The sequence below is a fragment of the Scleromatobacter humisilvae genome, from assembly GCF_023231945.1.
Taxonomy (GTDB): Bacteria; Pseudomonadota; Gammaproteobacteria; order Burkholderiales; family Burkholderiaceae_C; genus Scleromatobacter; species Scleromatobacter humisilvae.
Genome location: NZ_JAJLJH010000003.1, coordinates 75,149 through 87,635, shown reverse-complemented (window position 1 = coordinate 87,635; position 12,487 = coordinate 75,149). Strand labels below are relative to the sequence as shown.

8 protein-coding genes are annotated in these 12,487 nt (G+C 70.2%); 3 read left to right on the top strand and 5 right to left on the bottom strand.

Features of this window, described 5'->3' with window-relative positions; all coding sequences use genetic code 11:
- Window positions 1-50 precede the first annotated feature (50 nt).
- On the bottom strand, window positions 51-476 hold the full coding sequence (locus LPC04_RS13410; RefSeq protein ID WP_275682750.1) for an acyl-CoA thioesterase: 426 nt from the start codon (window positions 474-476) through the stop codon (window positions 51-53).
- A 3-nt stretch (window positions 477-479) separates the two neighbouring features.
- On the bottom strand, window positions 480-1,262 hold the full coding sequence (locus LPC04_RS13405) for an SDR family oxidoreductase (RefSeq protein WP_275682749.1): 783 nt from the start codon (window positions 1,260-1,262) through the stop codon (window positions 480-482).
- Between the two features lie 216 nt (window positions 1,263-1,478).
- Between LPC04_RS13405 and LPC04_RS13400 the strand changes: the two genes are divergently transcribed.
- The 3 genes from LPC04_RS13400 to LPC04_RS13390 all read left to right on the top strand — a co-directional run bounded on the left by LPC04_RS13400 (window position 1,479) and on the right by LPC04_RS13390 (window position 4,937).
- On the top strand, window positions 1,479-3,161 hold the full coding sequence (locus tag LPC04_RS13400; protein ID WP_275682748.1) for an electron transfer flavoprotein-ubiquinone oxidoreductase: 1,683 nt from the start codon (window positions 1,479-1,481) through the stop codon (window positions 3,159-3,161).
- Between the two features lie 149 nt (window positions 3,162-3,310).
- The gene (locus LPC04_RS13395; protein ID WP_275682747.1) at window positions 3,311-4,414 is read left to right on the top strand and encodes a GGDEF domain-containing protein; all 1,104 of its coding nucleotides are present in this window, start codon (window positions 3,311-3,313) and stop codon (window positions 4,412-4,414) included.
- A complete protein-coding gene (locus LPC04_RS13390; protein WP_275682746.1) occupies window positions 4,407-4,937 on the top strand; it encodes a hypothetical protein in 531 nt (176 codons plus the stop codon). Before LPC04_RS13395 ends, LPC04_RS13390 begins: the two co-directional genes overlap by 8 nt.
- 101 nt (window positions 4,938-5,038) lie before the next feature.
- On the opposite strand, the gene LPC04_RS13385 is transcribed toward LPC04_RS13390, so the two are convergent.
- From LPC04_RS13385 to LPC04_RS13375, 3 genes are read right to left on the bottom strand one after another with little or no spacing between them, the layout of a single operon-like run.
- A complete protein-coding gene (locus tag LPC04_RS13385) occupies window positions 5,039-6,223 on the bottom strand; it encodes a transglutaminase family protein (protein WP_275682745.1) in 1,185 nt (394 codons plus the stop codon).
- Window positions 6,220-8,841, bottom strand: a complete 2,622-nt coding sequence (locus LPC04_RS13380) for a circularly permuted type 2 ATP-grasp protein (protein ID WP_275682744.1) — start codon at window positions 8,839-8,841, stop codon at window positions 6,220-6,222. Before LPC04_RS13380 ends, LPC04_RS13385 begins: the two co-directional genes overlap by 4 nt.
- A gap of 45 nt (window positions 8,842-8,886) precedes the next feature.
- Window positions 8,887-12,432 carry a transglutaminase family protein gene (locus LPC04_RS13375; protein WP_275682743.1) on the bottom strand — a complete coding sequence of 1,182 codons (3,546 nt, stop codon included), beginning with the start codon at window positions 12,430-12,432 and terminating at the stop codon, window positions 8,887-8,889.
- Between the last annotated feature and the right edge of the window lie 55 nt (window positions 12,433-12,487).

Genomic DNA, 12,487 nt, shown 5'->3' with positions numbered 1-12,487 from the left:
GCCGCCGCCGTGGCGTCCGTGTCACCGGCGGACGCGATGGCACTGGAGCCTCAATTGCAGGCAACCCGCAGGTGGTCGGGCAAGGGAACGGTCTTCTTGTTGGGGAAGTCCAGCCACACCAGCGTCGCGCCGCCGTTGGCGGAGACGAGGTCGGGCGTGTCGGACATCGAGAGCGTGAAGTAGGTGTCCAGGCTCCTGGAGCCCGGCTTCGGCGGCGTCACGAAGTGGCGCGCGACGATCTCGCCGGGATACTCGATCTGGCGGATGAAGTTGCAGAAGCCGTTGGCCATCACCGGCCCGACGCCTTCCGGGTTGGGCTCGGCGCCGAACGTCTGCAGCCACTCGATGCGCAGCGACTCGAAGTAGCGGAAGTAGATCGTGTTGTTGACGTGGCCCATCGCGTCGAGGTCGCCCCAGCGCACCGGGATGCGCATCTCGTGGACGAGCTTCAGGCCTTCCGGCAGGTCGAAGCGCATCGTTCAGAGGCCGAAGCCGTCGTCCGCCTGCAGGACGGCGCCGTTGATGAAGTGGCTCTCGTTGGCGCACAGCATCAGCAGCGCGCTGTCGAGGTCGGACGGCTTGCCGATGCGCTTGCGCGGCGTCATCTGGATCAGCTTCTGGCCCGACTCGGTCGCCCAGTGGTGGTGGTTGATCTCGGTGTCGATGTAGCCGGGGCACAGCGCGTTGACGTTGATGTCGTAGCGGCCCCATTCGAGCGCCATCGCGCGCGTCATGTGGATCACCGAGGCCTTGCTCATCGCGTAGACGCCGATCTGCGACAGCGGCCGCAGGCCGGCCATGGAGGCGACGTTGACGATACGGCCACCGGTATACGTGCCGGGCGCGGCGCCGCGGGCGCGCGCGATCATGCGCTTGGCCACTTCCTGCGCGACGAAGAAGGCGCCGCGGGCGTTGACATCGAACACGTAGTCGAAGTCCTCGGGCGTGACGTCGGTCAGCTTTTGCGTGGTGCTGACGCCGGAGTTGTTGACGAGGATGTCGATGACGCCCATCTCGGTCTCTGCGTGGGCGACGGCGGCCTTGATGCTGTCGGGGTCGGTGACGTCGAGCTCGACGACGTGCGCGTCGCCGCCGGCCGCCTCGATCTCGGCGCGCAGCGTCTTCAGCCGCTCGACGCGGCGCGCGGCCAGCACGACGCCGGCACCCGAGTTCGCCAGCGTCTTCGCGAACTGCGCGCCGAGCCCGCTGGACGCGCCGGTGACGAAGGCGACGCGGCCTTCCAGGTCGATCTTCATGGCCATGATCTGCTCTCTCCGTGAGTTCGTTTTGAGGCGGGCGTGCGAGCACGCTGCGGCGACGTCGGCGACGCCGTCCCGCCTGGATTAGATGGGTGCCACCATAGCATGCAGCGCAAAAATCGAACGATCGTGCTATTTTCGTCCGCGTGCCCCGTAGAATGCAGCCCCAATGGCTCCAAGCCGGCGCCCCAGGCATTCATCTTCCCAGGAAAGCTGCTCATGACCCCGCAAGAACTCATTGCTCAATACGGCCCGCGCGAGGCGATGGAATACGACGTCGTGATCGTGGGGGCCGGCCCGGCCGGGCTGTCCACCGCGATCCGCCTGAAGCAGCTGGCCGCGGAGTCCGGCAAGGAAGTCTCCGTGGTCGTGCTCGAGAAGGGCTCGGAACCGGGGGCGCACATCCTGTCGGGCGCCGTGATGGATCCGATCGCGATCAACGAGCTGCTGCCGAACTGGAAGGCCGACGGCGGCCCGCTGCTGCAGCCGGTCACGGGCGACGAGTTCCTGTTCCTGTCGGAGACGGGTTCGAAGAGCGTGCCCGAGTGGCTGATGCCCATGCCGTTCCACAACAAGGGCAACTACGTCATCAGCCTGGGCAACGTCGTCAAGTGGATGGCGAGCCAGGCCGAGGCGCTGGGCGTCGAGATCTTCCCCGGCTTCGCCGCGGCGGAGGTGCTGTACGACGACAAGGGCGCGGTCAAGGGCGTGGCCACCGGCAACGTGGGCGTCGGCCGCAACGGCGAGCCGCACGACGGCTTCCAGCTGGGCATGGAGCTGCACGGCAAGTACACGATCTTCGCGGAGGGCGCGCGTGGCCATCTGGGCAAGCAGATCCTTGCGAAGTTCAACCTGCAGGAAGGCCGTGACCCGCAGAGCTGGGCCATCGGCATCAAGGAGCTGTGGGAGATCCCGGCCGACAAGGCCAGGCCCGGCCACGTGATGCACACCGGCGGCTGGCCGATGATGGACGACACCTTCGGCGGCGGCTTCCTGTACCACCTCGAAGGCAACAAGGTGACGCTGGGCTTCGTCATCGGCCTCGACTACAAGAACCCGTGGATGAGCCCGTTCGAGGAGATGCAGCGCTGGAAGACGCACCCCGCGATCCGCGCGCACCTCGAAGGCGGCAAGCGCATCTCGTACGGCGCGCGCGCCATCAACAACGGCGGCCTGCAGGCGCTGCCCAAGATGGTGTTCCCGGGCGGCGCGCTGGTGGGCTGCGACGCGGGCACGCTCAACGCGTCGCGCATCAAGGGCAGCCACGCCGCGATCAAGACCGGCATGCTTGCCGCCGAGGCCGCGTTCGCCGCGCTGCAGGCCGGCCGCCAGGGCGACGAGCTCGCCGCGTATCCCGATGCGTTCGACAAGAGCTGGCTGCACACCGAGCTGCAGCGCACCAAGAACTTCAAGCTGTGGTTCAAGAAGGGCAAGCTGATCGGCAACATCATGACCGGCATCGAGCAGTGGCTGATGCCCAAGCTCGGCATGATCCCGCCGTGGACGCTGCACGGCACGGTCAAGGACAACGAGACGCTGCGCCCGGCCGCCGAGATGCCGAAGATCGCGTATCCGAAGCCGGACAACAAGCTCACCTTCGACCGCCTCAGCTCCGTCTTCGTCAGCAACACCAACCATGCCGAAGACCAGCCGATCCACCTGACGCTGAAGGACAACTCGGTCCCGGTCAACGTCAACCTCGCGAAGTACGCCGGCCCCGAAAGCCGCTACTGCCCGGCCGGCGTGTACGAGTTCGTCAAGAACGAGGACGACACCGACCGCCTGCAGATCAACGCGCAGAACTGCGTGCACTGCAAGACCTGCGACATCAAGGATCCGACGCAGAACATCGTGTGGGTCACGCCCGAGGGCGGCGGCGGCCCGAACTACGCCGGCATGTGATGCCCTCGACGCCCGCCTTGCGCGGGCGTTAATTCTTCGTCAAGGAAGAAACCTGCAACTGCGCGTTGTTTTGGGCATCTTTCGGATGCCAGGGGCCGCCAAACTCCGTTAGTCTGCACGTCTATAAAAATGGACGAGACAGACCGGACATGGCATCCCTGCGAGGGTTCACCGACGCGCTGTTGACCACCGATCGCCGCCAGCGCTTCCGCCTCGCGCAGGCCTGGCTCGCGTCGGCGATGATGTGCTTCTGCGTGCTCGCGCTGCACATCGCCAACGGCTTCGGCCTCGTCGACACCGGCCCGATCTGGTGGTGGTCGGCCGCCTCGGTGGCTGGCATGCTGGTGGTCGTCAGCGTGATCCGCGGCGGTGCCAACAAGCGCTTCGCCGACCCGGCGCTGACGATGCAACAGATGCTCTACGCGATCCTGTGCGCGGCCTGGGCGTATTCGTTCGCGGGCCAGGCGCACAGCCTGGTGGGCATCATCCTCGCCGTGATCCTGATGTTCGGCATGTTCGGGCTGTCGAGCCGGCAGGTGATCTGGGTCGGCTTCTACACGCTGGGCCTGTTCGGCTTCGTGATGATGCTCGCCTCGCGCCGCAACCCCGAGCACTACCCGCCGGGCGGCGAGATCGTCTACTTCATGATGCTGTGCATCATGGTCATCGGCGTGGGCCTGCTCACCGTGCGCCTGCACCGCATGCGCGACCGGCTGCGACGCCAGAAGCTCGAGCTCGAGGCCGCGCTGGCGCACATCCATCGCCTGGCCACGCATGACGACCTCACCGGCCTGGTCAACCGCCGCCACATGCAGGAGCTGCTCGAGAACGAGCGCATGCGGCTCGAGCGCAGCGAGCAGGACTGGTGCGTCGCGCTGATCGACCTCGACCACTTCAAGTCGGTCAACGACGCCCACGGCCATGCCATCGGCGACGAGGTGCTGCGCGCGCTGAGCCGGCACGCCCACACGCTGATCCGCCGCACCGACGTGCTCGCGCGCTGGGGCGGCGAGGAGTTCGTGCTGCTGCTGCCCAACACGCCGTTGGCGCAAGCGGTCATCTCGCTGGAAAGGCTGCGCGAGCACTTCCACGGCCACCCGCTGGTGGTGCAGGACATCACGCTGCCGGTGTCTTTCTCGGCCGGACTGACCGAGCACCTGCGCGGCGAGAGCGTGGCCGAGACGCTGGAGCGGGCGGACAAGCTCTGCTACCAGGCCAAGACCCTGGGACGGAACCGGGTGGAGCGTGGCTGACGCCGTCGTCGACAACACGAGCGTGGAGCCGGCGCGCAAGCCGGGCTGGGTGCGCGAGTTCTGGCCGACGATCCTCGCCACGCTGCTCATCCTGTCCAGCGCGCGACCCGGTGCCGGGTTCCTGCTGCCGCTCTGGCTGCCGATCCTGCTGGTCTGGTTCCCGCGCATGGCCTGGCTCGCCTGGCGACGTCCGGCGCGGCGCAAGGCCCAAGGCATCAAGGCGGTCGCGATCGTGGCCGCACTGGCCGTGAGCGCGTTCGCGCACGGCCGCTACGAAAGCGAGGCGCGCGCGCAGGCGCAGCGGGTCGTCGACGCCGTCACCGCATACCACGTCCAGCACGGCAGTTATCCGGACGATCTTGCGCAGGTCGGCCTCGATGCGGACGCGCTGCGCCGCGACTGGCAGGTGCGCTACTGGACGCACGACGGACAGCACCGCGTGTCCTACGCGGCGGAGTTCACCGTGTACGACGGCTACAGCTACGACTTCGACAAGCCGGGGTGGGTCTACAGCGCGGAGTGAGTGGGACCGGCGGGGTCTGGCTTCTCCCCGTCCGCGAGATCACGTGGGCCGCAGAGGGGATGGCGATCGCGGATGAGGCAATGCCAGCCCCCTTCGGCACTTCACAGCGGCTCGACCGTCACTCCCACCCAAGGCGCATTGCCCGACCCGCCGCGGATGACGCCGCGCAGCGGCGCCACGTCGGCATAGTCGCGCCCCCACGCCAGCGTGACGTGATCCTGCCCCACCGGCACGTCGTTGGTCGGATCCAGCGCCAGCCAGCCGTGCGGCGGGCACCAGACCTGGGCCCAGGCGTGCGACGCGTCGGCGCCGACCAGGCGCGGCTTGCCGGGCGGCGGCTGGGTCAGCAGATACCCGCTGACGTATCGCGCCGCCAGGCCGAGGGAGCGGCAGGCGCCGATCAGCACGTGGGCGAAGTCCTGGCAGACGCCGTGGCGCAGCGACAGCGCCTCCAGCGCGCCGGTGGTGACCGACGTCGACTGCGGCAGGTACTCGAACTCGTCGTGGATCCGGTGCATCAGCGCGAGCGCCAGCTCGACGACGCCCTCGTTGTCGTCGGCGGACGGACGCGCCCAGTCGGCCAGCGCCTTCGCGCGCGGCGCGAGCGCGGAGTCGAGCGCGAACTCGGCGGCCTCGAAGGCGGCGCGCTCGGCGCGGCGTTCCTCCGACGAGCCGCCCGCGTTGACGTCGTGCGCGCTCGCGCCCGCGTGCAGGCGCAGGTCGCGCGCGACCGCGCGCCAGGGCTGGCTCGTGCCGGGCTCGGGCAGCGGCTGCGCGCTGACGCCGGCCTCGAATGCGGAGGTGACGTCGAGCTCGTCGTGCACCTGCGAGTGCGCGAAGACCTGGCGCGCGTTGCCCCAGGGGTCGACCGTCTCGCGGATGCCGCTGGCCAGGTCGACGCCGGCGTCGGGATGCGGCGAGACGACCAGCGACCAGGCGCGGATCTGCTGCGTGGCCGTGTCGCGCGGGCGCAGGTGCGCGAGGTGGTGCGCGCCCTCCACTTCGGAGTCGTAGCGGTAGCTCGTCTGGTGGCGCACGTGCAGCCAGCGCACTTCGGGGACGACAACCTCGGACTCGACATCCTGCTCGATCGCCCCATCCGCTGCAATGCGCGGTTCAGGATCGTCGCTGTCGGAGCCCTGCGACTGGGATTGCGATTGCGAAGGCGAAGGCGATCCCGGCGGCGACTGCGCCTGCTCCTGCTGCTGGCCGTCCTGCGACTGCGCCATCGGCTGCGGCTGCCAGCGGAGCTGCCAGGTCAGCGGGGTCCCGACATCGTTGCTCATTGCCACACCGTGTGATCGCCCGGCCCGACGTGCGAGAACAGCCGCCGCCCGACCTCGGCCGACAGGGCCTGCGTGCGCTCGCTGAGGGTCTTCAGCGACGACAGCAGCACCGCGTGGCGGCCGTCCTCGTCCACTTCCAGCAGCTGTTCCAGCGACCATTCGTCGGGCGCCGGCAGCTCGTCCAGCATGCGTTGCACCCAGCGCTGCTCGTGGCGCGCCAGGCGCTCGACGCGGTCGCGCAGCGTGCGTGCGACGCCCGCGAGCGAGCGCGGGTTGTCCAGCTCCAGCACCAGCAGGTGCAGCAGCGGCGGCAGCTCGCGACGGGCCTGGAACTGCGCGCGGTAGGTGATCGTCGAATCGAACAGGCCCAGCAGCAGCGCAAAGCCGTCGTCGCGCGCCGGCAGGTCGAGCTGCAGGCCCAGCATCAGCGCCTGCGTGAGGAAATCCAGGCGCTCGGTCTGGCGGCCCACGCTCAGCAGGCGCCAGCCGTCGTCCCGCGTCATGCGGTCGGACTGCGCCCCGGTGATCGCCGCCAGGTGCGTGGCGGCGCGCTGCAGCACCACCATGACGTCGTCGACGGACTCGACCGCGTGCCCCGTGCCGCCCGCGGCGACGCCCGCCGCGCGCGGCTGCAGCACCGCGCCGAGCCGCTCCTCGAAGTTGCGGCCGACGGCGTCGATCAGCTTCCAGTGCTCCACCGACAGCCGCTCGCGCAGCGCCTGCGCGCAGTGGCGCAGCGCGCGCAGGTTGAACGCGACGCTCATCGCGGAGGTGTCGGCCATCGTGTGCACCAGCGAGCGCTCGAACACGCGCACCGACTGCACCGGCGACGGCACGGCGCCGCCGATCAACCCGTTGCGCAGCGCCAGCCGGCCGAGCGCGTCCAGCATCACCGGGTTCGCGTTGTTGAGCGATTCGAGCGTGATGCGCGCGAGCCGCACGCTGTTGTCGGCGCGCTCGGTGTAGCGGCCCAGCCAGTACAGGTTCTCGGCGGAGCGGCTGGTGACGGTGCGGCGCGTGCGCGAGAGATCGCCCGCGCTGAGCGGCTTGGGCAGCAGCGTCGTGGCGTCGACCTGGCCTTCGGTCATCACCCAGGTGTCGACCGACACGCTGCCGTGCTGCATCGACAGCCACGCGTCCTGCGCGGCGTCGCGCCGCGTGGCCACGCGCGTCAGCGCGCCCGGCATCACGTGCCAGCCGCCGCGGCCGTCGGTCATCGCGTAGACGCGCACCAGCGCCGCGCGCGGCTCCAGCGCGCCGTCGTTCCAGACCGGGATCTCGGACGGCCGCACCCGCGCCTGCAGCGTGTAGGCGGCGGGGCGGGCATCGATGTCGGACAGCAGGCTCTCGCGTGCGGCGGCCGACAGCTCGGCCACGCCGTGCGGCGCGAAGCCCTCGGTGGTCGCGCTGCTGGGGAACGTGGGCGCGACGACGAAGTCGGCGAGACGATCGCGCTGCGCCTGCCAGACGGCGTCCTCGCCGCACCACCAGCTCGTGGTCGACGGCAGCAGCAGCTCCTCGCCCAGCAGCCGGCGCGCGACGGCGGGCCAGAACGCGGCCAGGCCGGGGCTCTCGAGAAAGCCGGCGCCGGGCGCGTTGGCGACCACCACCTGGCCCGCGCGGATCACGCCCAGCAGCCCCGGCACGCCGAGCGCGGAATCGCCGCGCAGCTCCAGCGGGTCGAGGTACTCGTCGTCGACCCGGCGCAGCAGCACGTGCACCGGCTCCAGGCCGTGCAGCGTCTTCAGGAACAGGCGCTCGCCGCGCACGGTGAGGTCGCCGCCCTCGACCAGCGTCACGCCCAGATAGCGCGAGAGGAACGCGTGCTCGAAGTACGTCTCGTTGTGCGGGCCCGGCGTCAGCAGCACGACGCGGGCGCTGTCGCCCTCCGGGCTCAGCCGCTGCAGGCCCTGCAGCAGGCCGAGGAAGCCGGCGGCCACGCGCTGCACGTGCAGGTCGCGGAAGGCCGCGGGGAATTGCTGCGAGATGATGAGCCGGTTCTGCAGCAGGTAGCCGAGCCCGGACGGCGCCTGCGTGCGCTGGCTGACGACGCGCCAGTCGCCGTCGCGGCCGCGCGCGAGGTCGAACGCGGCCACGTGCAGGTGCACGCCGCCCGACGGACTGCAGCCGTGCATCGCGCGCAGGTACTGCGGATGCGCGAGCACCAGCGACGCCGGCAGCAGCCCTTCGTCGAGCAGGCGGCGGCTGCCGTAGACGTCGGCCAGCACCGCATCGAGCAGGCGCGCGCGCTGCTTGACGCCCTCCTCGATCGCGGCCCAGGCCGTGGCGTCGATCAGAAAGGGCAGCGGCTCCAGCGGCCAGGCGTTGGCTGCGGCGGCGCCTTCGGCGTAGACGTTGTAGGTGACGCCGTCGTCCTGCACGCGGCGGCCGATGCGCGCCTTGGTCTGCGCCAGGTCGACCCAGCCGTCGGAGCCGGCGGCGTCGAAGAACTGGCGCCAGGGCGGCGCGAGTTCCGCGCCGGCCGCGGCCTCCTCCGCGATGACGCCGTGCAGCTCGTCGAAGCTGCCCGGCGTGCCACGCTGCGCCGCGGCGCGCGCGAGGGCCGCGGCCTCGGGGGCGTCGTCGGAAAGAAAGCTGGTCTGGACGGATGTCGGCATCGGGGACAAGACAAAGGCGGCCGGGGCCGCCTTCTTGCGGGGCAACTAGCGGTTTCGGCGCAGATCGAGTGTGAACGGAAACTCCAGGCTGCGCTGCGGCCGCGACACCGCCATTTTCCCAGGTGTATGGCCGAGCGCGAAGAAACGCGCCAGCCGGCGGCTCTCCGCCTCGTACGCATTGACCGGAAGCGTTGCATAGTTGCGACCGCCCGGATGCGCCACGTGGTACTGGCAGCCGCCCATCGACCGCTGCGACCACCGGTCCACCAGGTCGACCGTCAGCGGCGCCTGGACGGGAATCGTCGGATGCAGCCCCGACGGCGGCTGCCACGCGCGGTAGCGCACGCCGCCGACGAACTCGCCGACCCTGCCCGTCGGCTGCAGCGGCACCGGCTGGCCGTTGACGGTGAGCACGTGGCGCGAGTCGATCAGGCCGGTCACCTTCAGCTCGATGCGTTCCAGCGACGAGTCGACATAGCGCACCGTGCCGCCGGCGCTGCCCTCCTCGCCCATCACGTGCCAGGGCTCCAGCGCATTGCGCAGCGTCACGTGCACGCCGCCCGCTGCGAATTCGCCCACCTTCGGGAAGCGGAACTCCAGGTGCGGCGCGAACCACTCGGGGTCGAAGGCCATGCCGGCGTCGGTCATCTCGAGCAGCACGTCCGCGAAGTCGGTCTGGATGAAATGCGGCAGCAGGAAGCGGTCGTGCAGCTCGGTGCCCCAGCGCACCAGCGGCTGGTCGTAGGCCTTGGCCCAGAAACGCGCCACCAGCGCGCGCAGCAGCAGCTGCTGCACGATGCTCATGCGCGAATGCGGCGGCATCTCGAACGCGCGCAGCTCCAGCAGGCCGAGGCGTCCGGTAGACGAGTCGGGCGAGTACAGCTTGTCGATGCAGAACTCGCTGCGGTGCGTATTGCCGGTGGCGTCGACCAGGATGTTGCGCAGGCTGCGATCCACGAGCCACGGCGGCACCGTGTCGCCGCGCTCGCGCGTGGCGCGCGCGATCTCGGCCAGCGCGATCTCGAGTTCGTAGAGCTGGTCGTTGCGCGCCTCGTCGATGCGCGGCGCCTGGCTGGTCGGACCGATGAACAGGCCGGAGAACAGATAGCTCAGCGACGGGTGGTTGTGCCAGTACGCCAGCAGGCTGCCGAGGACGTCGGGGCGGCGCAGGAACGGCGAGTCGGACGGCGTCGCACCCCCCAGCACGAAGTGGTTGCCGCCGCCGGTGCCGGTGTGCTTGCCGTCGATCAGGAACTTCTCGGTGGACAGCCGCGACTCCCACGCCGCGTGATACAGGAACTCGGTGTGCTCGACCAACTCCGTCCAGTTGAAGGCCGGGTGGATGTTGACCTCGATGACACCGGGATCGGGCGTGACCTGCAGCAGCTTCAGGCGCGGATCGCGCGGCGGCGGATAGCCCTCCAGCACGATCTTCGTGCCCAGCTCCCGGCAGGTGGCCTCGATCGCGGCGAGCAACTCGAGGTAGTCCTCCAGGCGCTCCAGCGGCGGCATGAACACGTACATCACGCCGCTCGGCGAGCCCACGCGCTCGGCCTTCGGGCCGTTGGCGCGGCGCGGGTCGCGCACCTCGATGCACAGCGCCGAACGCGTGACCCAGTTGGCCGACTCGAACTTGCCGGGAATGCGTTCGTCGACCGGCGACGGCGAGGCGCTCGCGGCGGCGTTGGCCGCGCGATTGGCGGCCAGCGTCGCGGCGGCGCCCGTCGCGCCCGGCGTGACGCCGCCGACGATGCGTGTCGGCACCGCCCTGGCATCGGCCGCGGACTGCGGCGAGATCGGCGCGCCGCCGCCGGCCGATCCGACCGCGCCGCGCGCACCGAACACCCCCGGCACCGTCGTCGACGGCGTACCGCCCGCGACCGGGAACGACGTCGGCAAGGCGCCGCGCGAATCCATCGGATCGCGCTCGATCATGTACGGGTATTCGTTCTCGCGCACCCAGGCGAGCGAGTCGAGCGGCAGCCGATAGCCCATCGGCGAATCGCCCGGGATCAGGTACATGCGCTCGCCGCGGAAGTGCCACGGGCCGGTGACCCAGCGGCCGCCGACCAGGCCCGGGCCGGGCTCGCGGCGCAGCGGCAGCACGTAGCCGACGGGCGCGTCCAGCCCTTGCGTGTAGACGCGGCGCAGGCGGTTGCGTTCGAGTTCGTCGGACAGCCGGGACTCGAACGGATCGACGTTGACCGGCAGCTGGCGCTCGCGCCAGAGGTAGTAGAACGTGTCCTCGAAGCCGGCCTGCACCGTGGTGTCGACCAGCCCCAGCTTGCGCGCCAGCGTCCGGCCGAAGCGCTGGGCATCGGCCGCGGTGTAGTTCTGCGGGACGCGCTCGTCGGCGAACAGCGACGGGTCGTTCCAGCACGGCGTGCCGTCCGCGCGCCAGCAGATCGACAGCGCCCAGCGCGGCAACTGCTCGCCCGGATACCACTTGCCCTGGCCGTAGTGCAGGAAGCCGCCGGCGCCGTAGTGGTCGCGCAGCCGCAGCACCAGCTCCTGCGCGCGCATGCGCTTGGTCGGGCCCAGCGCGTCGGTGTTCCATTCGGCGCCGTCGCGGTCGTCGATCGAGACGAACGTGGGCTCGCCGCCCATCGTCAGGCGGACGTCGCCGGCCACCAGCTGCGCGTCGACCTGCTCGCCCAGCCGCAGCACCGCCTGCCACTGCTCCTCGGAATACGGCAGCGTGACGCGCGGCGACTCCCAGATGCGCGTGACGGCCATGTGGTGGCTGAACTCCACCTCGGACTCGTCGACGCCGCCGCTGATCGGCGCCGCGCTCGAGGGCTGCGGCGTGCACGCCAGCGGCACGTGGCCCTCGCCGGCGAGCAGGCCCGAGGTCGGGTCGAAGCCGATCCAGCCGGCGCCGGGCAGGTAGACCTCGCACCAGGCGTGCAGGTCGGTGAAGTCGATCTCGGTGCCGCTGGGGCCGTCGAGCGCCTTCTGGTCGGGCGCGAGCTGGATCAGGTAGCCCGAGACGAAGCGCGCCGCCAGGCCCAGCTTGCGCAGCACCTGCACCATCAGCCAGCCGGAGTCGCGGCACGAACCGGAGGCCAGCGTCAGCGTCTCCTCGGGCGTCTGCACGCCGGGCTCCATGCGGATCAGGTAGCGGATGTCGCCCTGCAGGCGCTGGTTCAGCGAGACGAGGAAGTCCATCGTCGCCGTGGGCTCGAGCGGGATGCTCGCGACGAAGGCGTCGAACGCGGGACCCTGCTCATCGACGACCGTGTAGGGCGCGAGCTCGGTGGCCAGCGCCTCGTCGTACTTGAACGGGAACTTTTCGGCGCTGTCCTCAAGGAAGAAGTCGAACGGGTTGTAGACCGCCATCTCGGCGACCAGATCGACGGTCACCTTGAACTCGCGCGTCTTCTCCGGGAACACCAGGCGCGCGAGATAGTTGGCGAACGGATCCTGCTGCCAGTTGATGAAGTGGTCGGCCGGCTCGATCTTCAGCGAGTACGACAGGATCGTGGTGCGGCAGTGCGGCGCCGGACGCAGGCGCACGATCTGCGGGCCGAGCGAGACGAGCCGGTCGTACTTGTAGTGCGTGACGTGACTCAGTGCGACGTGGATGGCCAAGGACGAACTCCCCAAAAAAATGCTGGCCCGCACGCCGATGCCGGCGGCGGACTCG

Excerpts from the sequence above, each read along its gene's own strand:
- LPC04_RS13410 (WP_275682750.1), bottom strand. The coding sequence starts at position 476 with ATGCGCTTCGACCTGCCGGAAGGCCTGAAGCTCGTCCACGAGATGCGC.
- LPC04_RS13380 (WP_275682744.1), bottom strand. The coding sequence starts at position 8,841 with ATGCCGACATCCGTCCAGACCAGCTTTCTTTCCGACGACGCCCCCGAG.
- LPC04_RS13400 (WP_275682748.1), top strand. The coding sequence starts at position 1,479 with ATGACCCCGCAAGAACTCATTGCTCAATACGGCCCGCGCGAGGCGATG.
- LPC04_RS13405 (WP_275682749.1), bottom strand. The coding sequence starts at position 1,262 with ATGGCCATGAAGATCGACCTGGAAGGCCGCGTCGCCTTCGTCACCGGC.
- LPC04_RS13395 (WP_275682747.1), top strand. The coding sequence starts at position 3,311 with ATGGCATCCCTGCGAGGGTTCACCGACGCGCTGTTGACCACCGATCGC.
- LPC04_RS13385 (WP_275682745.1), bottom strand. The coding sequence starts at position 6,223 with ATGAGCAACGATGTCGGGACCCCGCTGACCTGGCAGCTCCGCTGGCAG.